The sequence below is a fragment of the Romboutsia sp. 1001713B170131_170501_G6 genome (assembly GCF_015668195.1).
Taxonomy (GTDB): Bacteria; Bacillota; Clostridia; order Peptostreptococcales; family Peptostreptococcaceae; genus Romboutsia_C.
The window spans coordinates 570,197-594,799 of sequence record NZ_JADPFC010000002.1 but is presented as its reverse complement, the minus strand read 5'-3'; the positions used below and the strand labels follow the sequence as shown (position 1 = coordinate 594,799).

The window sequence follows — 24,603 nt, the reverse complement described above, 5'->3', positions numbered from 1 at the left end:
ATTAGGTGTGAGAAAAAATAAGCTTTATAAAATATTAATCGTAAATGTAGTACTTGCAATAATTATACTAAATTACAGTATTTCATATGCCGATAAAGAATATATAACCATAAAGTTAGGGGTATATGATTATGAACCATATTTTTATATTAAAGATGGGGATGTTGGAGGGTATTATAAAGAGCTTTTAGACAAGATTATTCATGACGTAAATAATCATGAGGGTGGTAAAAAAATAAAGATTAAATGTATAGAGGGAGAAGTATCTTCATTAATTAGAGATTTAGAAGAAAATAAAATAGATATGATGATGGGCCTTCAGTACACTCAGGAAAGAAAAGATAAGTTTATTTATTCTAAAAATTATGTTGGAGTAGAGCTATTATCAGTTTATACTAATAAAAATTTTAGACATAAAGATATAAAATCTCTAGACAAAAAAAAGGTCGCTTTTATAAAAAACGAATATGGGTCAGAATGGTTATTAGGGTATTTACAATCAAAGGATATAAATCCTATAGTTATATGGGTAGACGATTATAAAAAAGCATTACAAATGTTAGATGACAAATCTGTAGTGGCAACACTTTCGCCATCAAATCCAAATAAACTTAATAAGTACAATCAAATTTATAAATTTTCACCAGGATCTGTATATATAACAGCATCGAAGAATAGTAGATGGATTATAGATGAAATTGATAGTATTTTAGACAATTACACTGAAAAACAGAAAAATGAATTAGAAAAGATACGTTTAAAATACTTTAAAAATAAAGTTACAAAAAGAGAAATATTATTATATGCTATATCATCAATACTTATATTATTTATAGCAATAAAGTATATAGTACCAGCTATAAATATAAATAAGCTAAGAAAAAAAATAAAAGATAACTTAATAAAAGATAGATATACAATTTATTATCAACCAATAATTAATCCTAAAAATGATAAAATTGTAGGGTTTGAAGCTTTAATTAGATATATAAATCCTGAAGGTAAAATAGTATCGCCGTATTTTTTTATAAATGATATTGAAAAGAGTAATATGACTGAAGAGTTAGCAATATGGGTGTTTAAAAATATATTAAGGGATTATGAATGGTTTAAATTAAACACAAATCTAAAGGATGAAACGTTCTACATTTCTATGAATATATCTTTCAACGAGATAAAAAGCAAAAAATTCTTAAAAACAATTGATTCTACAATTGAAGAGGATAAAAATTTTGATAATAAAAATATTATATTTGAAATTGTTGAAAATATAGAATCAGAGAATTTAAAAGAAATAAAAAAAGGTATGGAGTTTTTACAAAGTAAAAATATAAAAATAGCTTCAGATGACTTCGGCGTTAAATACTCAAATCTAGATATATTATCCAAACTTAACTTTGATATGATAAAAATAGATAAATATTTTATAGATGAGATTAAAAATAATAAATTTAATCATGAAATTATAATATTTCTAAGTAAGGTATGCAAGCTAACGAATAAAAGCATAGTATTAGAAGGTGTTGAATTTAAAGAACAAGTAGATATTATAAAAAATATAGACTACGGCAATATATTTATACAAGGATATTTTTATGGAAAACCTGAGGATAAAGGCAATATAGAGTTAATTAAAAATATAAGAAATTAAAAATAAAAAATGTTTTAGATTGTCAAAGTTAAGGGTATATTGTATAATTGAAAGCTGGAAATATTTTAATATAAAATATTTTTAGTTTAAAATAAAACATAGGCAAAATTAAGGAAACTTAATGACGCAAAGCTAAAGGGGCTAAAGTTAAAAACCATGCCAGCCAGTTGCTAGTACAGTATACTATTTATTTTTTTATAGTAAAAGTTGCTTATTTAGTAGAACTGAATGGAATATAGGGATTTTTAGCCACTTCTTAATGAAGTGGCTTTTTAAGTTTTAAGTCTTTTATTTGTATAAATGTTTTAAATTACTTCATTGATTAAATGAGTAAAGATAGTAATTAACAAAGAAGAGATGACTAAACCAAGTAAAATATTTAAGTAAAAAATAAAAGGAGTAAAAATATGATGAAAAAGGCAATGTCATGTACATTAGCGGCTACACTTGCTATATCTCCAGCTAAGGGGTTTGCAACTGAAGTTAGTACAGATGAAAACACAAGTTTACCAGAAGTTAGCCAACCTACTTCCATAACAGGGAAACTAGAAGTAGACATAAACTTTGCTACACCAATTATAAATAATTCACAAAATGATATGAAATTAGTGTTAAGGGGAGAACAAACTCAAGAAGAAGTATCGTTAGCTACAAATAGTGGAACTACAAAATCAGGAAAAATATACACTATTGAGAGACTTAATTCATCTAAAAATCCAATTAAAGAAGGTGAAATGGTAAGTTTTATACGTGTTATATTTGAAAACTTAGAACTTGGTAATTATAGTTTTGACTTAAGTGCTAGTGGCTATAAAACTGCAACTGTAGATAATATAGACATAACTAATTACTCAAAAAGGGTAAAAGTGGGAACTAGAAAAAATCAAGTTGTAAAATCTTATGGAGAAACTGAAGATCAAAATGAATATGAAGAATATCCAGCATTATTTTCAGCAGGTGATGTTAGACAAGATAATGTTATAAATATGGAAGATTACAATATATTATTAGAAAATATAAACACAAATAATGACAGTTACGATATAAACAAAGATGGAAAAACTGATATAGCTGATTTATCTTATGTAAAGGAAAGTATAGGTAGTGAAAAAAACATACCTACAGATAGAAACTACATTGAAAATACTGATGCAATAATAAACCCAGATAATGTAGGAATGACAGTTAATGAAGAAACTACAGTAAATGGTCTTACTGGGGAAGAAGCTAAAAATGAGTTAAAGAAACTTCTAGTGTCAGGGGACTCTAGTGTAGCAATAGGAAATAAGGACGTAGCACCAAGTGAAGAAAATCCGATAAAGATAGGAATGGATTTATCTAGTATAAGCTCATTTAGAACAAGTGGTGCTGTAGAGATGGAACAAGTAGTTATAAAGGCTCCAACATCTACTAGTGAAGACGCAGGTATGCCAGAAACTGGGTTTATAGAGTATAAAGTAGATGGAAGTGATGAGGTACAAAAAGTACCATTTAATGGAGGGAATGTTAAAAAATCTAGAAGTGGATCAGATGACTTAGTTATAGATTTAGGAAGTCAGATAGCAGTAAAAGAAATATCTATAAATGTTACTGGAAATAGAGGTAACAAAAACATATCTGAAATAGCTCAAATAGAGTTTTTAAACAATGTATACAAAGAAATACCAAAACCAGTAATAAGTATACCGACTATAAAAACATTAGAAACATCTACAAATTTACATGATGAAAGAATAACAATAAGTTGGAATCCTCAACCAAATGTAACTTCATATGAGGTTAAATACTTTAAGATAGATGACAAAGGTGACAGAGTTGGTCCTGAAAAGAAATTACAAACTAATAAAACAAACTTAAATATATTAGATAAAGCAATAAAGCCATACGATAAGTTTAGAGTAAGTATACAATCATTAAATGGTGAGTGGAGCTCAGGGTACGCAGAAGATCTAGCTAATAAATCAGAAGAAGAGGGCGGATTATCAGAAGAAAAGAAAAAAGAGCTTATGCCATACACTTTAGATGGAACTGCAGATAATGTTGATGAAAACTTTAACATGAAAGAAGACTACTATGGATTAAATGGCAAACAACCAAATATGGGAAGTGTATCAGATATACAAGTTATCCCTATAAATGCTCCAGATGTACCAATAAACTTAAATGTTCAAGAAGGGTATAGATCTCTTAAAATAAGCTGGGAAAATCACATACAAGCTAGAGATTTTGATATTTTCTACAGAAAGCTTGGAGATAAAGATACAAAGTGGATAAAAGCTAATGATCCTAGAGTAACATTAGGAGAAGATGAAGTTGATAATACGGCTAAAAATCTTGATAAAAGCAAACTTCACAGAAGTCATAACTACACATTAAATGGTTTAGATGATGAAGCAACATATGAAGTAAGAGTAACTGCTACAAATCATCTTGGAACAAGTAAGATGTCTCAAATTTACTTAGGTACTACAACATCTATAACTCCACCGAAGATGCCTAATTATAAACTTATAAACACTCCTAAGGCTAATGTAGGAGATGGAGAAATAGGTACAGAAAATATTAAAAGTGTTGTAAATCACAGTGATGCACAAGTAAATAATGAGTTTGCTGTTGTAGACAATGACTACTCAAGTATTTACATTATAAATGACTGGGATGCAGGGGGACATTATGATAATTTTAGAGGTCCTATAGTTGAATTTAATAAAGAATACACTATAGATAGAATAAGTTTAGCTGTAAGTGAAGAACAAGGAAAGAATATAATTCCGGAGAAGGTTAGATTACGTACATTTGAAGACCCTAATAATCCAAAGGTACATAATACAAGGGTTATATCAACTACAGCATCAAATGGGAAAAAGTATGCTACGATAAAACTTAATGAACCTATAACAACTAACAAGATACAGGTTAATCCATCAATTCCTAGTTATGGTTCTAGAGTAGTAAATATAGCAGAGCTTAAATTCCATGAAGCAGATAATATAGAACAAGACGTAAAGAACCTTTATAAAGATGAATTTAGAGTAGAATTAAGAGAGGGTGTTACTCAAGAAGAGATAGATAATATAAGAAAAAGAGCAAACACAATGGACTCAGTAAGTAAAGAATATAATCCAGATAGAACTAATATATTAAAAGATCTTGATGTAGCTGAATCACTTTTAAATGGAGCTAACTTATCAAATGAAATAACTACATTAGATCCAACGATAAAAAGTAATTCTGGGTCAAGTGCTTTAGGAATGGCAAATGATTGGCAATCTTTAGGTGCCGTTGCAAGACCAGGTAAAGATGGAGATCAATCTAAAAAGATAGTTGTTTATGTGGGTTCAGATGATCCAGGTGCAAAAGTTGAATTAGCATTTTTACAACATTTTGGACAACCAAGTAAATATATGACTAAATCAAAGGCTTTAGGATCAGGAAGACATGAAATAACTATACCAGAAATATTTAATAATGATGTTGAAAAAGGTGGACAAGTAATGGCTAGAATGGCTTCTGGTAAATCTGATGCCACTATAAAGGTAAGACTAGCTGGAGTTGATGAAATACCACATTTAAATGTAAACAACATTATAAATGATAAAGATAAAGAAGATGAAGTAAAAGATAAAATAAGAACATATATAAAAGAACTTAAAAAATACGTATCAGATTTACCTAATATGTACAAAAAATCAGTTACAGCAGAAGATAGAAAGAATAATATATACACTTATGATGCACAAACTTCAACTTTAAATGCAACAGATATAGAAGGAGATAGATTTACTCTTACTATGCCAGCATCACAAATACTAAAGGGAATAGAATCTGGGCTTAAGGGTAATGAAAATGATGAAGTTGAAAGAGTATACAATGCACTTTTAGCTTGGGAGCAGCAAATACAATTAGGTTATGCTAAAAAAGGTGTATATGAAAGTGTTGAAAATGCACCAAGTAAAGAAGAATATGAAAAGCATAAAGCACCTGCAACTCGTATGAATATAAAATATCAAAGAATGATTATGGGAGCTGCTGGATATGCATCAAGTCACCACGTTGGAGTAGGTTACGGAGGAGTTCCTGTATATATGCAAGGTGTTCCATTTAAATTTGATGAAAATCAAAATTTAATAAATAAAGATGAAGCTCATTTATATGATGATTTAATTAACCATGAGATTGGTCACGTTTTAGATATTAGAAATAGAACTTATGATGAAACAAGTAACAACTTAATGGTTGCACTTTCAAATTCAATGCTTAATCAAGATCCAACATCAAAGCTAGGCAAAGATACTTATAAAAAGATGTATGAAAAAGCAACTTCAAATACTTTAGGGCTATCAACTGATAGAAATGTTGTACTTGGAATGCTATGGCAACCATATTTAGCATACGAAAATAATGATACATATAAGATGCTACTTAATGACAATGATAAAGACTCTAGCAATGACTCTTACTTTGCTAAGTTAAATAGAGCATATAGAGAGATGACTGACAATGAAAAAGCTAATGCTGATAGAGATCAGTTATTAATAAGAATGACATCTAAAGTAGCTAATAAAGACTTAAGTAAATTCTATCTTGCTTATGGTATAGTACCAAATGAAACTACATTACAGTATGTAAGCAAGTTTGATAAGGAAACTAGACCTATACAATATATAAATGATGAAGCTAGAAGACAAAGATTAGCAAAAAATGCTGATATGTCAAGTGACACTAAGCTTGTAGCAAGCTTTGAAAAAGACAATAAAGGTAAGCAAATAGAAGATAAATCTTATGTCAACCAAGATACAGTGCCTATAAAATTATCTGTTAACAAAGATAGCGATAAGATATTAGGATATGAAATATACAGAAATGGAAAGCCATGTGGATTTGTTGAGAGAAATAAAAATGGGGAAACTATATTTAATGATGTAGTTGATAATTCTAACAACAGAGTATTTACATATGAAGCTATAGCTTATGATTACAATTTAAAAGCAACTGAAAAAGCTAATTTAGGAACTGTAAAAGTAAGACATGATGGAAGTGTAAATAAAGAGAAGTTAAATATAACAAGTAACACAATTGATATAAATGACTCAAACTATGATGAACATGCAAATAATCCAAATCCTTCGTTGGCTAAGGTTATAGATAATAATGACTTAACAGTATATGAAGGTAAAAAACACGATACAAATGAAGATCCATATGTAGTAATAGATGCAAATGAAGTTAGACCTTTAGCTGGTATAAAATATACTGCACCTACAACTACTAGCAAGTTCTTCAAGATAAATAAAACTTCAAAAACGGCTATACAAAACTATAAATTAGAAGTAAGTAATGATGGAAAAACTTGGACAACTGTTAAGAATGGTTCATTTAAGTTAGATCCAAATAATCCAACAGAAACTATATACTTCGATAAAGAAGGTGTAGAAGGTGGAAATCAATTAAATGTATACAACACTAGATTTGTAAAATTAACAGCTCTAGGAGCTACAAATATATCAATAGCTGAATTAGATTTAATTTCGCCACCAGGAGATAATATAGAAATTGGTGTGTCTGATGATAATATAAACTACAAAAATGGTTTAGGAATCCTAAGTGAAGAATTTGTATACCAAGTAGATAATCCAGATACATCAGAAAATGAGAAAAAGAGTATACCAAAAGGATCTGTTATTATAACTGGTGAATACCGTGGAAACCCAGCATTTAATGTACCATTAGTATTAAATGAAAATGAAGAACATATAGCTGATAAATATAAAGGTCTTCTTATGGCTGATGTTCCTGATAATGGGAATTTAGAAGAAATAGCAGAAGGAAGCTGGGTATATTGGGTAGAGCCAGATTATATAGGTCAGTTCATGGAAAATAAACAAATATTTGCAGAATTATATAGAACGGACACTGCAGATGCAAAAGATGATGGACAAAGATTAGTAAGTGATACTTTTAAGATAGATGTACCAAATGAATTACCAAAGATTAGTTTATCTGGTGGACAAGGAAAGAATAGAAGTGCAGTAAAATACACTGAAATTAAAACTAAAACTCTAAGTTAAATACAATAGATAAAAACATTAGAGAGTAGATTTATTAAATCTACTCTCAACAAAGTCTAATATATGACAGGGAGATGAGATTATGGCGAAATTAAATCCTAAGACAAAAGTAGTTGCTTTATCAGCAGTAGTTGCATCGACGGCAGCTGTAGCTTATGCAAGTAATGAGATATCAAATCATAACAATGAAGCAAATACAGATAAAGCAAAATTGTTAGTAGATAAAATAGATAAAGACACTGTAAAGATATCAATAGATAATGTAAAAGATGCGGTTAAAGCTTTCCAATTAAGCTTAAAAATAGATGGAAATGTTAAGTTTTTAGGTGGGGACGAGAATATAAAGTGGCTAACTACTACAAATAAGGATGAAGCAGATAGTTCTATAATTAATAACTATAAATTAAGTAATGATAAAAAGACTATAGATATATTTGTAACAGCTGATTCTGAGTTACAAAAAAAGGGTCCAGTATTAGAAGTATGTGAGATAAAAGTAGATAAAGTAGGATTAAAGTCAGATTCTTCTTATAAAATATTACCAAACACAGAAGAAGGAAAAGTGGCTTATAAAAGTATAGATACAAATAACTCTTCTACAGAAGAGAATGATATGTTATCTGATGATAAAGTTTTAAGTATAAATACGCCACCAAAGATAAGACTTAAAGAAAGCTTAAACAATGGGGATACAAACAGTGGAGACAGTTTAAGAAATAATGAACCTATAATAGATACGAAAAATAATATTATAAAAATAAAAGAAGGATATGCTTTCGATGCTAAAGAGTTTGTAGAAGTAAGTGATGAAGAAGATACTAATATAGGTAAAGAAGCAGTTAAAATTACTTATACAGGAGCAAATGGAGAACAACAAAAGGTTGAAGGTGTTGAAAATAATTTAAAGTCTGGATCTTATGAAAGAATTGCTACAGTAGAAGATAGTAGTGGGGAAAAAGCAAGTCTTAGAATGAATGTAGTAGTAGAACCAGATGTGTGGGATACTAAGCCTACTTTAGTAGGAGTAAAAGATAGAGTTGAAGTAGTTAAAGGTGGAGTATTTGATCCATTACCAGCTGAAATAAAAGCAACAGATGCTAAAGGGAATGTATTAGAAGTTAAATTAACAGGAGACTTTGATTTAAATGAAGCAGGAGAATATACATTAACTTATAGTGCAAAAGATAAGTTTGGAAATACTGTATCAGCTACAACAATATTAAATGTTGTAGAAAATGAAGCACCTAGAATATTAGGTGTTGAAGATATAACTATAAAGCAAGGTGAAGACTTTGATCCAAAAGCTGGAGTAAGTGTTAATGATAGAGAAACTAAGTTAACATTAGATGATTTAAAGATTTCTGGAACTGTAAATACAGCAATAGCTAAAGAATATAAGTTAGTATATGAAATAAGTGATGGAATAAACACTACTAAAAAAACAAGAATAGTAACAGTAACAGAAAAACCAAAAGAAGATAATGAAGCACCAAAATTTGAGTATAGTGGAAAAACTAATATTGTATTGGTTCAAGGTATGAAATTTGAAGAACCAGCTGTAAGTGTAACTGATAATGTAGACTCAGATTTACCTATAACAAAATTAATAACAGATAAAGATGGTAGAGTAATAAATAATATAGATACAAATAAACCTGGAAAATATAAAATAGAGTATTCTACAAGTGATGAGTCAGGTAATAGATCAGAACTTATAATAAATGTAGAAATAAAACAAGGTATACAAGGAGTAGATGCATTAGGTGGAGATGCTACTAATGAAAAGAATCCTTTAGAATTTGAAGCAACTAATGATGTAATTAGCTTAAACAATTTTATAGATAAGATAAAAGATGACAAATATGAACCAAAGGTAGTAGGAGAACCTAAAATAGACAATGATAAAGCTACTTACACTATAAAGTTATATAAAAAGCAAGGCTTATTTGCAAGATTGTTTAACTTAAATAGAAATAGTAATAGTGAAGTATATTATATAAAAGTAACTGTTCCAAATACTAAAGATTTTAAAGAAGTAATGGAAGCATTACCAAAAGATAATGCTACAAATCCACCAAATACAGGTGGAGGTGGAGGAACAACTCCATCAACACCAGCTACAACTGTAACAAAGTTAATGGGTAGTGATAGATATGAAACAGCAGCAAAAATATCTAAACAAGGATGGTCAACAAGCGCTGATACTGTAATAATAGTAAATGGAGACAACAAATATTTAGTAGATGGGCTTACAGCAACACCACTAGCAAGTGTAAAGAATGCACCAATATTATTATCTAACAGCAAAGCATTGCCAAAGTTTTCAATAGATGAAATAAAAAGACTATCACCTAAAAATGTAATAGTAATAGGTGGAGAAAATGCAATTCCACAATCTATAATAGATGAAATTAAAAAAATAAATTCATCTATATCAGTAAAAAGAATAGGTGGAAATGATAGATACGAAACTTCATTAAACATAGCAAAAGAAATCGATAAAACAAATGATATAACTAAGATATACGTAGGAGCAGGAAATGGTGAAGCTGATTCACTATCAATAGCATCAGTAGCAGGAAGAGAAAAATCTCCTATAATACTTAGTAAAAAAGATGGACTTACTAAGTCTATATATGATTATATAAAATCTGAAAATGTAGTAGATGGACATATAATAGGTGGACCTAACAGTATATCTGATAGTGCTATAGATCAAATAAATACTGCTATATCAAAGGATATATCAGGAAATAGAATATCAGGAAGTGATAGAAAAGAAACTAATGCTAAAGTTATAGATAAGTTCTACACTAATACTCAATTAGATGGCGTAATAGTTGCCAAAGAAAATGATTTAGTAGATGCACTTACAGTTGGACCACTAGGTGCTAAAGAGGATATGCCTGTAGTTCTTGCAACTAATGAAGTTAATAAAATGCAAGAAAATATATTAGGTAAGAAGAAGTCTCCTAAGGTTTATGAAATTGGAGGCGGAATAAAACCTACTGTAATAGAAAAAGTTAAGACTTTAGTTAATAATAGAAAATAAAAATATAATTATGTCATGAATATATACTTACTTTAAAAAGCTAAAAAACAAAGAGCATAGATAAAAATGTCTATGCTTTTTCACATAATATGTGGGATATAAATGCTAAAGTTTTATAAGTGTATGTAGTGGCATTTTCAATATGAATTTATATAAATCTATTGATAATTCAATGAGATAAGGATCAAAGAACTTTTGGAAAAAGTTAATTATGCAATTGATGCTGACAATGATTTTAACTATAAAAAAATTGTTTTTGAGTTTTTTTGAAATAAAGAGCAAGTAAAAAAAATATAATGAAGGGTAGTAAAAGGGTGGTTTTAAAGGTCATCCTTTTTTGGATAAACAATGTAAAAAATAGAACGTGCATAAAGGCAAGAAAGATACTAAAACATACAAATAATATAAAAAATGTGTTGAAATTTTGTAGAAAAGCATATATAAATATATAGATAAAATCATTTAAATGCTAAATTAAATTAATTGAAAATATTTGAATAATAAAATGATATTGAATTGAGATTAATAAAAAGTTATATAACTAAAAATGTAAAATAGAAAATAGTATTAGATTTAAAATGTAAGGAACTTAATTATAAAGTAGTATTTTTAAACTTAGAGGGGAGAATTAGGTGTGAGAAAAAATAAGCTTTATAAAATATTAATAGTAAATGTAGTACTTGCAATAATTATACTAAATTACAGTATTTCATATGCCAATGAAGAATATATAACTATAAAGTTAGGAATATATGATTATGAACCATATTTTTATATTAAAGATGGAGAAGTTGAATGGTATTATAAAGAGATTTTAGATAAGATTATTAATGACATTAATAAAAATAATACTAGTGATAAAAAGATAAAGATTGAATACGTAAAAGGAGAGATATCTTCATTAATCAAAGATTTAGAAGAAGGTAAAATAGATATTATGATGAACCTTCAGTATACGAAGGAAAGAAAAGATAAGTTTATTTATTCTAAAAATTATATTGGAGTAGAGAGAATATCAATTTACACTGATAAAGATTCTGAACTTGGAGATATAAAATCTCTAGACAAAAAAAAGGTTGCTTTTATAAAAAAAGAATATGGATCACAATTGTTATTAGATTGCTTACAATTATATAATATAAATCCTATACCTATATGGGTAAATGATTATAAAGAAGCATTACAAAAGTTAGATGACAAATCTGTAGTGGCAACAATTTCCCCATCAGACGAAAATAAACTTGATAAGTACAACGAAATCCAGCAGTTTTTACCAGGTCCTGTATATATAACAGCGTCAAAGGATAATAGATGGATTATAGATAAAATTGATAACACTATAGATAATTATACTGAAGAAGAGAAAGAGGAATTAGAAAAGATATATTTTAAATATTTTCATAATAAAATTACAAATAGAGAAGTTTTATTATATATCATATTCTCAATATTTATATTATTTATATTAATAAAATATATAATACCAGCTAAAAAGAAAAATAAACTAAGAAAAAAAATAAAAGATAATTTAATAAAAGATAGATATATAGTTTATTATCAACCAATATTTAGTTCTAAAAATAATAAAATTGTAGGTTTTGAAGCTTTAATTAGATATATAAGTCCTGAAGGTAAAATAGTATCGCCGCACTTTTTTATAAATGATATTGAAAATAGTAATATGACTGAAGATTTAGCAATATGGGTATTTAAAGTTATATTAAGAGATTATGAGTGGTTTAAATTAAACACAAATCTAAAGGATGAAAAGTTCTATATTTCTATGAACATATCTTTTAATGAGATAAAGAGCGAAAAATTCTTACAAACAGTTAATTCTATAATTGAAATGGATGAAAATTTTGAGAATAAAAAAATTATATTTGAAGTTGTTGAGAATATAGAATCAGAGAATTTAAAAGAAGTAAAAAAAGGTATGGAGTTTTTACAAAGTAAAAATATAAAAATAGCTACTGATGACTTTGGTGTTAAATACTCAAATCTAGATATTTTATCTAAATTTAACTTTGACATGATTAAAATAGATAAATATTTTATAGATGAGGTTGAAAATAACGAATTTAATCATGAGGTTATAATGTTTTTAAGTAAGATATGCAAGCAATATAACAAAAGTATAGTATTAGAAGGTGTTGAAAATAAAGAACAAGTAGATATTATAAAGAATATAGACAATGATAATATATTTATACAAGGATATTTTTATGCAAAGCCTCAGAGAAAAGAGGATATAGAGTTGATTAAAATAAGTAAATAAAAAAAGTTAATGAAACAACAATATAAATCGAAAAGGAGCTGACAAAAGTCAGCTCCTTTTCAGTGTGAGAAATACTTGAAAAAAGAGATGTTTTAAATTTTTCAAGTATTTACATTATATACTACCTAAACTTATATGTCTATATAAAAACTAAAATATATAATATAAAAATTATTAAAAAATAAAATGAGATATATAATTAATAGTTTTTACTTATATTAAGTAATTTGGGGATATATGGTATAATAAGGTTGTAAATTAAACAAACTAGTGCTAAAAATGTATGTAACTAGACGAATTCTATTGAATATTAGGGGAGGCAGTAAAAATATATGTCAATTTTAGATAGATTAGTCAGTAAAGCTGATGAAAATGAAATAAAATCATTAAATAAAATTATAGATCAAATAGATAGCCTTGAAGAAAGTATGATAGGTTTAAGTGATGAACAATTAAAGGGAAAAACTAAAGAATTCAAGGAAAGGTTAAAATTAGGCGAAACATTAGATGATATATTAGTAGAGGCTTTTGCAGTGTGTCGTGAGGCATCAAAGAGAGTTTTAGGTATGCGTCAATATAGAGTTCAGCTAATAGGTGGGATAGTTCTTCACCAAGGTAAAATAGCTGAGATGAGAACAGGAGAAGGTAAAACATTAGTTGCAGTTGCACCAGTATATTTAAATGCTCTAGAAGGCAAAGGGGTACACGTAATTACTGTAAATGATTATCTTGCTAAGCGTGATAAAGAAATCATGCAACCTGTGTATGAGTTTTTAGGTATGAGTGTAGGGGTTATACTTGCAAACCAAGATCCATCAGAAAGAAAAGCACAGTATAATTGTGACATAACATATGGTACTAATAATGAGTATGGATTTGATTATCTAAGAGATAATATGGTAACAAATAATGAAGAAAAAGTACAAAGAGAATTAAACTTTACTATTATAGATGAAGTGGATTCTATACTTATAGATGAAGCTAGAACACCACTTATAATATCTGGTACTGGAGATGAAAGTAATAAGTTATATGACTTAGCAAATGCTTTTGTTAAGACTTTAATAGAAGAAGATTATGAAATAGAAGAAAAAGACAACACTATATCACTTAGTGACAGTGGTATGACCAAGGCTGAAAAGTTTTTTGGTATAGAAAACTTAACTAATATAGAAAATATAGAAATATATCACCATATAAATCAAGCACTAAGAGCTCATAAGTTAATGGATAAAGATGTTGATTATGTAGTTAGAGATAATGAAATAATGATAGTTGATGAATTTACTGGAAGAATAATGGATGGAAGAAGATATTCAGAAGGTCTTCATCAAGCAATAGAGGCTAAAGAAGGTGTTGAGATAAAAAGAGAATCAAAAACACTAGCAACAGTAACATTCCAAAACTTCTTTAGAATGTATAAAAAACTTTCAGGAATGACTGGTACTGCAAAAACAGAAGAAGGTGAGTTTGAATCAACATACAATATGAATGTTGTTACAATACCTACAAACAAACCAATTCTTAGAGCTGACTTAAATGACTTAGTATTTAAGACAGAAGAAGATAAATATAATGCAGTAGTTAATGAAATAGAAAGAATACATAAAACTGGTCAACCTGTATTAGTTGGTACTGTTTCAATAGATAAATCAGAATATCTATCTTCTTTACTTAAGAAAAAAGGTATAAAACATGAAGTATTAAATGCTAAAAATCATGAAAAAGAAGCTGAGATAGTTAAAAATGCAGGTAAATTAAATGCAGTTACAATAGCTACAAACATGGCAGGTCGTGGTACAGATATATCTCTAGGAGCAGAAGACAAAGAAGAAGAAGTTAAGGTTAAAGAACTTGGAGGTCTTTATGTAATAGGTACAGAAAGACATGAAACAAGAAGAATAGACAATCAATTAAGAGGACGTTCTGGTCGTCAAGGAGACCCAGGTACTTCAAGATTCTTTGTTAGTTTAGAAGATGAAGTTATAAAACTATATGGTGGAAGAAGTATAGAAAAAATAGCTAAAAAAATTACTCCAAATGAAGATGGTTCATTAGAAGGAAAGAGCTTATCTAAAGCAGTAGAAAGAGCTCAAAGAGGAATAGAAGGTAAAAACTTTGAAATAAGAAAGAATGTTATAAAATACGATGATGTTATAAATGAGCAAAGAAAAGTAATATATTCTGAAAGAAATAAAGTTTTAGATAAAGATGATTTAAGTGAATCAATACAAAAGATGGTAAAAGGAATAATAGAAGAAACTGCACAAAGATATTTAAGACATCAAAAGGATTACTATGGATTCTTAAATAGTTTAAATGCTAGTTTTATGCCAAAAGAATCTTTAATGATACCAGGTATGGACAAAATGACAGTTGAAGAAACTATTGAATATACTTATGATTTATCTAAGAGAGTTTATGACTTAAAGAAAATAATGATAGGACCAGATAAGCTTAAAGAATTAGAAAGAAAAGTATTATTGGAGGTAGTGGATACTAACTGGATAGAACATATAGACACAATGGATCAGTTAAGACAAGTTATAGGACTTTCAGCTATTGGTCAAAAAGACCCTGTTAAAGAATACACTATTCAAGGATATGAAATGTTTGAAGATTTAAATAGAACTATAAGAATTGAAACTGTAAAATATTTATATAAATTTAATTAATTTGATAATTCCCTTAAGATATAATTTTTTATATATTAAGGGAATTTTATTTATTAATATTATAAAAGTAAAGAGGTCATAGACTAAGTCTATGACCTCTTTTATGTGAGAAATACGGAAAAAAGAGATGTTAGAAATTTCTTTCTTCCTAAGACAATTATACTATAACTTATTTTAAAAGTCGAGTGAATAAGTAAATATTTATGTTAAATAATTACAAAAATGTAACAAAATATCATTATATAAATTGCTTAAATAAATTAATTTATTAATGATATTATTTTTATTAATATAAATATATGATTATAAAAATTTATAAATATATAATTAATTAGAAAGAAAATTGAGCAAATTTGAAAGTTTGATAAGTTGGTGAAAGTGTGTAAAAAATTGTAAATTTCAACGTTGTTATGATATAATATTAAATATTGAGTAAAATTTGGAGAATTTTTGCTTTACAAAATTTGGAGAGAATATTAATTAAGTGAATTTGGAGGAATATTAATGAAGAAGAGAAGAAAGATGTTGTCAACAGGAATAATGGCAACTATGTTAGCTGTGCCAACAATGGCTTTTGCTAACGAAACTAATATTAACAGTTCAGATATAAATATAAACTTAGAAAAAAGAAGTGTTATATATGGAGACACTTCAAAGATAAGCATATCTTTTAAAGAAGACTTAAAAGCAAATAGCATAACTTTAAATTATTTATGTTATGACCAAACTTTAAGTACAACATTAAATTACAATCCACAAACTAAATCTTATGAAGGAACTATAAATTTCAATATAGACCCAGAATATTTAAATGTTTGGCAAATTGAAAATATAGTAGTAAATAGCGATGAAAATGCACAAACTTTAGATAAGTCTAAATTAAAAGAAATGGGATTAAACTTAGACGATTACAAAATAACTCAAGAATATATAGTATCAGATTTACCTAGCATGGCAAACTATATACAAAGAACTTCATCACCTGTTAAAAAGCTTGTAGGTAGTGATAATTTTGAAACAGCGACTAAGATAAGTCAAGAAGGATGGAAAAATGGAAGCAATAAGTTAGTTGTAATAAATGGAGATAAAGTAGCTGATGGTATAACTGCAACACCACTTGCTGCAGTACACAATGCACCAATATTAACAGTTGGTCAAAATTATATACCAGATGTTATAAAAAATGAAATAAAGCGTTTAAACCCAAGTGAAATAATAATAGTAGGTGGTACAAATACTATAACAACATCAGTACAAAATCAATTAGCAGGAATAAACAATGCTAAGGTTAGTCGTATTGGTGGGATAGATAGACATGATACATCTTTAAAAATAGCACAATCTATGGATAATTATTACGATGTTCAAACAGTTTATTTAGCAGAAGGATTTAAAGGAGATATAGATGCTGTATCTATAGCAACAAAAGCAGGTCAAGATAAACAACCAGTAATATTAACAGAAAAATACAAAGTTCCAACTGCTACTTACAATTGGCTAAAACATGAAGGATTAAAAAATTCTTACTTTATAGGTGGACCAGAAACATTAGATACTAAAGTTATAGATCAAATGGCAGATATAACTAATGTATCTAGTGGACAAAGTGTATATAAAAATAGAGTATATGGTGCAGATAGAAATGAAACTAATGCAAAAGTTATAGCAAAATTCTATCCACAAACAAATTTAGATGCTATGTTAGTAGCAAGATCTGATAAGCTTACAGATGCATTAGTAGCAGGACCACTTGGAGTAAAATTAGGTTCACCAGTACTTATAACTCCACAAACTTATTTATCAAAATACCATGAATCAAACTTAGATGCTAAAAATGCAGATATGGTTTATCAAATAGGGGATGGAATGAGACAAAGTGTTATAGATGATATAGCTTATAGACTATCACCTCATAATGCTGGTAGTAAAACTGTAGTTGTCGACCCAGGTCATGGTGGAAGTGACCCAGGAACTAGTAACTTAGAAAAAGATTATACGTTAGATACATCATTATCAACAACAGAATATCTAAGATCAAAAAATGTTAATGTAGTTCTAACAAGAGATACTGATAAATATATAACACTAGCAGAAAGATCTAGCATATCAAATGCAATGGGTGCAGATTTATTTGTAAGTGTTCACTTTAACTCTTTTAATGGGCAAGCAAGTGGTTCAGAAGTTTACTACAAATACAAAGACAGAAATGGTGGAACTAGTAAAACACTAGCAACTAATATATTAAATAGTATATTAAGCAAGTTTGACTTTAAAAACAGAGGAGTAAAAACTAGAACAACTAATAGTGGTGAAGATTACTATTCTGTAATAAGAAGAACTGATGCACCAGCTGTAATAGTTGAAAGTGCATTCTTAGATAACTCTAGTGATTTATCTAAATTAAATACATTAGAAAAAAGAAAGACTTTAGGTGTTCAAATAGGTAAAGGAATAGAACAAACTTTAAAGTAAAAAATTAGTCGAAAAATTTAAGAAAATAAGCAAAAGTATTGAAATATCAAGAATAATTTGAACTAATAAGCATTTATTTTATTGATTAACTACAAAATATTGAGTATAATATAAAAATGAGTCGAATTATATTTTATGCAAAATAACAATATATGGAGGCATAATATATGGATGATTATACTAGTGAGGGAAATGAAATGAATGTAACTACTTATAATAGTGAAAAAGAGCAATTATTCAACGATATCGATTACAGCATAGTTAAAGGTTCAGTATTATTTAGCGTATATCAAAGAAGTTTAGATATAGTACTATCTTTAATTGGATTACTAGTAGGTGTGCCTATAATGATCATATTTGGGATCCTTATAAAGTTAGAGGATAAAGGGCCAATGACTTATAAGCAAGAAAGAATGGGCAAAGGTGGTAAGAGATTTTATATATATAAATTAAGATCAATGAGAACTGATGCCGAAAAATTTGGTGCTCAATGGGCGGAGAAAGACGATCCAAGAATCACTAAAGTTGGACGTTTCATCAGAAAAACTAGAATTGATGAAATACCTCAACTATTTAACATACTTAAAGGTGATATGAGTATAATAGGTCCAAGACCTGAAAGACCATCTTTTACTATTGAGTTTAACGAGTACATTCCTGGATTTATAAATAGATTAGCGATAAAACCTGGTCTTACAGGATGGGCTCAAGTAAATGGTGGTTACGATATTACTCCAGAAGAAAAGTTGGTAGAAGATTTATACTATATAAGAAATAGAAGCATACTACTAGATATGAAAATACTTCTTAAAACTGTTAAGGTCGTACTAACAGGTGATGGAGCTAGATAATTTTGAAAAGTTTAGATTATTAAAAAGGCTCTTGTAATTAAAAGAGCCTTTTTTAATTGTAATCAAAATAAAGTAAAGGATATGATATAGGATATGAAAAAAAATAGAGTTATTGCTTTACTGGTGGGAATAACAATAGCTACTACAGTGTCTAATATTTATGCCAATGATAAATATAAAGTTAGAAATATAAGAGGTAGTAGTGAAGAAATATCCACACAAATAAATAAAGATGCATTCAGAAAGTCTGATGAAGCAATACTTATAAATGATGAATCTGATATAGATTCTATTAGTGCTACTCCGTTGGCATATTTAAAGAATGCACCTATAATAACTACAGAATGGAAAAGCATAGATTCCAAGACTACTAAATATATAAAAGATTCGGGGATTAAGAAAATAACAATTATAGGTGGATTAAAAAATGTATCTAAAACTGTAGAAGTGAAATTAAATAAATTAGGAATAGAAACAAATCGTATATATGGAGCAGATAGATATGAAACTGCAATTAAGATAGCTAATGAAATAGAAAAAGAAAGCAAGAAAAAATCAGATGAAGTAATAATAATAAGCTCAACAGCAGGTATTGAAAATAGCATAGCAATAAGTGATTTTGCTTGTAAGAATAATATTCCTATACTTTGGGGTGACGATAATAATCTAGATCCAATCATAAAATACATTAAAAATAAGAAATTTAAAAATGTATATGCAGTTGGAGATGGAGAAAGATTTAAATACTACGCAAAAGAAGGAATAAAAAGTGTTAAATTAATAAAAGAAATAAATCCATATGATACTAATACAAAATACATAACAGATTTATATAAAGGCAAAAACTTAGATACTATATATACTATCAATATAAGTTATGGGAATAAAGGAGATATAAGTCAGTACTTATCACTTCCTGCAGCAGCAGCTAAGCAGAATATTCCTATATTAATATGTAATGAAAATTTTAGTCATAATCAAGAAAGATTTATAGAAAAAAATGTAACTGAGATAATAGAAGTAGGCCAAGAAGTAGGGCAATACAGTATATGGAATACGTTCAGAAGTTCTAGTTTTATAAAAGCTATGATTTTATTAGTTGTAATAATCATTATTATTGTAAGAGGAATGAAGATAGCTATTTAGAAATGAGGAGAAAAAAATGTCAAATGTAGCAAAATCGACACTTTGGATTATGGTTGGTACTATGCTTTCAAAAGTACTAGGTTTCTTTAGAGAAATAGTATTAGCCAATTTTTATGGAACAAGTTCACATGCAGATGTGTTTTTAGTAACACTAAACATACCTGGTCTAATAATAGCAGTTATAGGGTCAGTAGTAGCAACAATATATATTCCTAAATATATTGAAATAAAAGAAAATTTAGGAGAAAATGAAGCTCTAAAATTCACCAATAATATGCTAAATATTTGTGCTGTTATGGCTATTATAATAGCTATATTTGGTCTTATATTTACTAAAGAATTTATTGATATTCTTGCAGGAGGATTTGAAGGAGATAAATTTAATACAGCAGTAACATTTACCAAAATTATGATGCCAGGTGTATTATTCTTAAGTGTAAGTAAACTATTAAGTTCTTATTTACAAGCTAATGATAGTTTTACCGTACCAGCATTAATAGGGACACCGTATAACATAATAATAATAATATCTATAATAATAAGTGCATTTACAGATTTTAAGTTCCTTGCAATTGGAGCTGTAATTGCAATGGCAAGTCAGATGATTTTCCAAATACCATTTGCATTCAAAAAATCATTTAAGTATAGTAAGTATTTTAATTTAAAGGATCAACACATAAAGGAATTGTCGATTCTAGTTTTACCAATGCTTATAAGTTCATCAATATCTCAGTTAAACATAGCTGTAGATAGAGCATTGGCAACAACTTTAGGTGATGGACCAGTATCAGCACTAAACTTTGCATCTAGGTTAAATGATTTCGTAATGGCGCTTTTTGTAGCATCAATAATAACCGTAATATATCCAAAACTTTCTAAACTATCTAACTCAGATGATAAAGAAGGATTTAGAAATACAATTGTAAAAACTTCAAATAGTATAATACTAATTGTACTACCGATAGCAGTAGGAGCTATAGTACTTGCAGAACCGATAGTCAGAATATTATTCCAAAGAGGTCAGTTTGATGTAGAATCAACACATATGACAGCAGTAGCTTTAAGACTTTATTCAATAGGACTTATAGCAGTAGCAGTAAGGGATGTATTAAATAGAACTTTCTATTCTTTATCGGACACAAAAACACCAATGATAAATGGAAGTATAGCTTTAATAATAAATATAATTCTTAACTTTGCTCTTATAAATGTAATTGGATATGCAGGGTTAGCTCTTTCAACTAGTATATCATCTATATTAACAGTTATGTTATTATTTATATCTCTAAAGAGAAAACAAGGATACTTTGGTGGAGATAAAATAATTAAAACTGGACTTAAGAGTTTAATAGCATCAATAATAATGGGAGTGGTAACAGTTATTTCTTACACAAATCTATACTCAATAATAGGGTCTAGTAAAATAGAAGAAATAATAGCCGTTTCTATATCTGTACTAATAGGGGCATTAATATATGCATTACTTATAGTAATATTTAAAGTTGATGAAGTTAACTTAGCTATGGATATAATAAAAAAGGCAAAAAATAAAATAATCAAAAATAAAAGATAATTTTATTTGATTCAATGAATTTTAAATAAGCTGTTTCGAAATGAAAAATTATATTTTTATTTTGAAGCAGCTAAATTTTAGTATATAAAAGGAGTGACGTAATTGATACCAAAAAAAATTCACTACGTTTGGATAGGTGGCCCAAAGGGAAATATAGAGAACATATGTATAAATTCATGGAGAGAAAAACTTCCAGAATATGAAATAATAGAATGGAATGAGCATAATTTTGATATAGAAAAAGAAATAAAAGGAAAAAAATTCTTAGAAGTATGTTATCAAAAAAAAATGTGGGCATTTATATCTGATTATATTAGGATAAAGGTTCTTTATGAACAAGGTGGTGTCTACATGGATACAGATATGCAAATTTTAAAAGATATAACGCCACTTTTAGATAAACAGGATGTATTCTTTGGATATGAAGATGAAAAACATATAAGTGCAGGTATAATAGGTGCAAAACCAGGTCATAAAGTATTTAAACAAATGTTAGATTTTTACGAAAGTGACATACTTAGTGCACCATTTTATACTATACCAAAAGTAATAACTTATATAATAGAAAATAATTATAAAAAAATAGATAAAAATCATTATGAAGATGGAATAACTGTATACGATAGAGAATATTTCTATCCATTTAGCTACAGAGAAGATTTCTATTATGAATGTATAAAAGAAAATACTTATGGAATACATTGGTGGGGAAAAAGTTGGGTCAAAAAGAGAGACTATTTCTTAGAAACCAAACATATGAGAGGGATAGAGAAGGTTGTTAAATGCGCAAAAATACTTGTAAGTAATTCCTTACTAAGCATAAAAAGGAGAAAATAATTATGGATAACTTATTAAAGAAAGTAGATATAAGAAAAATAGCTTTTACTTTAGTTTTATTTATGATTATATCTAGAAAATATATTATATCCTTTGTAAGCCCAGAAATAAACATGAATATAGTAAAATCTCTTTTATTTTATGCCTCTATAGGTATATTAGGATTACTCTTTATAACTGAAAGAAAAAAGAGTATGTCAGAACTGCTTTTAGTTGGATCATGTTGTATATTGTACTTACTAAATAGGGAAGGTGCAATATTACTTATTGTATTGTTAGCTACAGTGGTAAAAAATTTAGATGATAAATATGTGATAAAAAATTATCTAATAATATCAGGTATATTTTTAGTTATTGCCTTACTTGTGTTTAATTTATTTCCATGGTTGGAATTTAATAAAGAAATACATTATAGATATATAGCAAAAACAGATTCATTAGCAGTTAGAATGGATTATGGCTTAGGAAACCCTAATGCAATATTCTATCATATGGTAACTATTTATGCGTCATATATATTTTTAAGATTTAAAAAATATAATATGGTAGATAGAGTTATATTATTTGCATCAACTTATTTTATATATGAAACTACGTATAGTAGAACTGGAGCATATACTATATTTGCAGGTTTAATATTTGTTGAAATAATAAGATTCATGGATATAAAGAATATAAAACCATTAAAAATATTAGCAAAAATTTCGCCAATAATTATAACAGTAATAAGTGTTATTATAGGATACTTCTTCTATGATAATTATATGGCTAACAGGCTATTGGCAAGTAGACCTAAATATTGGCATGTATACTTAGCTCAAGCAGGAAATTTACTAAAACCTTTTGGGAATACATATAATTCAACTATTAAGTCTTTAAATCCTTTAGATAGTTCATATATATATATAGTTTGTGTTTTAGGATTAATATCATTGATATTATTTATGTATATTTTATATAAAGGAATAGGTAGTTTTATTGAAAAAGATAAAAAAGCATATTTAACAGTAGTTGTAATATTTTTAATATATTCTTTTGCAGAAAATATTTTATTAGAAGCAGCCTTTAGTTTCCCAATGGTACTTTTAATGAAAGAGTTTATGTTAATGGATAAAAATCAAATAGATATATACAAAATGTTAAGGAGGAAATCATAATGTTAGTATCATTAATAATGCCAACAATAAATAGATATGACGAAATATATTTATTAATGGACAGCTTAAAAAGACAAACGTACAAAAAATTTGAACTAATAGTAATAGATCAAAATGATAATGATAAGGTAAAGGAAATAGTAGATAATTACACTAATGATCTTGATATAAAGTATGTTAAGAGCGATAAACCAGGATTAAGTTTAAATAGAAATATAGGGATAGATATGGCAAAAGGGCAAATCATAGGATTCCCTGATGATGACTGTGTTTATGAAGATGATACTTTAGAAAAGGTAATAAAATTCTTTGAAGAAAATAAAGAATATAGATTATATAGTTGTAAAACTATGGACTTTAACAAAGTTGACTATTTTAAAAAAATGTATGATGGTGAATGTGAAATAACGAGTACAAATATAATGGATACTTTAACATCTATAACATTCTTTATAAACTTTAAAGAAGATGATTATACAAAATTTGATGAAAAACTTGGTGTAGGTGGAGAGTTTGGTTCTGGAGAAGAAATAGATTATGTACTAGACTTAATAAGTAAAGGATACAAGGGAAGATATTTTGGACAAAATATAATATTCCATCCAGCTAAAAAACACTCTAAATCAAAAGAAAAGTATAAAAGAGATTTCAATTATGGTAGAGGATTTGGAGCACTTTGTAAAAAAGAAATAGTGTATAGAAAAAACTATAAATTTATAAAAGTTATGGGTTATAAGATAATAAGAAATATTGGTGGTTTAGTATTAAATAAAGATAGAGACTACCATGATGCAACAATCAAGGGAAGAATAGAAGGATTTAGGCAATATAAATTATAGTGAG

12 protein-coding genes and 1 riboswitch are annotated in these 24,603 nt (G+C 27.7%); all 12 genes read left to right on the top strand.

Annotated features, from left to right (window positions below):
• Window positions 1-7: 7 nt before the first annotated feature.
• Window positions 8-1,651 (top strand): EAL domain-containing protein, encoded by a 1,644-nt coding sequence (locus I4U89_RS08535; RefSeq protein WP_195939949.1) that lies wholly within the window; start codon window positions 8-10, stop codon window positions 1,649-1,651.
• A 91-nt stretch (window positions 1,652-1,742) separates the two neighbouring features.
• Window positions 1,743-1,826: riboswitch (cyclic di-GMP riboswitch) on the top strand.
• 232 nt (window positions 1,827-2,058) lie between these two features.
• Window positions 2,059-7,719: a M60 family metallopeptidase gene (locus I4U89_RS08530; protein ID WP_195939948.1), complete on the top strand. Its 5,661-nt coding sequence runs from the start codon at window positions 2,059-2,061 to the stop codon at window positions 7,717-7,719.
• Window positions 7,720-7,801: 82 nt separating this feature from the next.
• Entirely contained in the window at window positions 7,802-10,771 is a 2,970-nt protein-coding gene (locus I4U89_RS08525) for a cell wall-binding repeat-containing protein (RefSeq protein ID WP_195939947.1), read from the top strand.
• A gap of 634 nt (window positions 10,772-11,405) precedes the next feature.
• Entirely contained in the window at window positions 11,406-13,049 is a 1,644-nt protein-coding gene (locus I4U89_RS08520) for an EAL domain-containing protein (RefSeq protein WP_195939946.1), read from the top strand.
• A 332-nt stretch (window positions 13,050-13,381) separates the two neighbouring features.
• Window positions 13,382-15,724: a preprotein translocase subunit SecA gene (gene secA / locus I4U89_RS08515; protein ID WP_195939945.1), complete on the top strand. Its 2,343-nt coding sequence runs from the start codon at window positions 13,382-13,384 to the stop codon at window positions 15,722-15,724.
• A gap of 504 nt (window positions 15,725-16,228) precedes the next feature.
• Window positions 16,229-18,196, top strand: coding sequence for an N-acetylmuramoyl-L-alanine amidase (locus tag I4U89_RS08510; RefSeq protein ID WP_195939944.1), 1,968 nt, complete (start codon window positions 16,229-16,231; stop codon window positions 18,194-18,196).
• 197 nt (window positions 18,197-18,393) lie between these two features.
• A complete protein-coding gene (locus I4U89_RS08505; protein WP_442971118.1) occupies window positions 18,394-19,047 on the top strand; it encodes a sugar transferase in 654 nt (217 codons plus the stop codon).
• 93 nt (window positions 19,048-19,140) lie between these two features.
• Entirely contained in the window at window positions 19,141-20,193 is a 1,053-nt protein-coding gene (locus I4U89_RS08500; RefSeq protein ID WP_195939942.1) for a cell wall-binding repeat-containing protein, read from the top strand.
• A gap of 16 nt (window positions 20,194-20,209) precedes the next feature.
• Window positions 20,210-21,766 (top strand): murein biosynthesis integral membrane protein MurJ, encoded by a 1,557-nt coding sequence (murJ, locus tag I4U89_RS08495; protein WP_195939941.1) that lies wholly within the window; start codon window positions 20,210-20,212, stop codon window positions 21,764-21,766.
• Between the two features lie 102 nt (window positions 21,767-21,868).
• Window positions 21,869-22,603 (top strand): glycosyltransferase, encoded by a 735-nt coding sequence (locus I4U89_RS08490; RefSeq protein WP_195939940.1) that lies wholly within the window; start codon window positions 21,869-21,871, stop codon window positions 22,601-22,603.
• Window positions 22,604-22,605: 2 nt separating this feature from the next.
• A complete protein-coding gene (locus tag I4U89_RS08485; protein ID WP_195939939.1) occupies window positions 22,606-23,760 on the top strand; it encodes a polysaccharide polymerase in 1,155 nt (384 codons plus the stop codon).
• Complete coding sequence (locus I4U89_RS08480) at window positions 23,760-24,599, top strand: glycosyltransferase family 2 protein (RefSeq protein ID WP_195939938.1); 840 nt, start codon at window positions 23,760-23,762, stop codon at window positions 24,597-24,599. Before I4U89_RS08485 ends, I4U89_RS08480 begins: the two co-directional genes overlap by 1 nt.
• The last annotated feature ends 4 nt before the right edge of the window (window positions 24,600-24,603 follow it).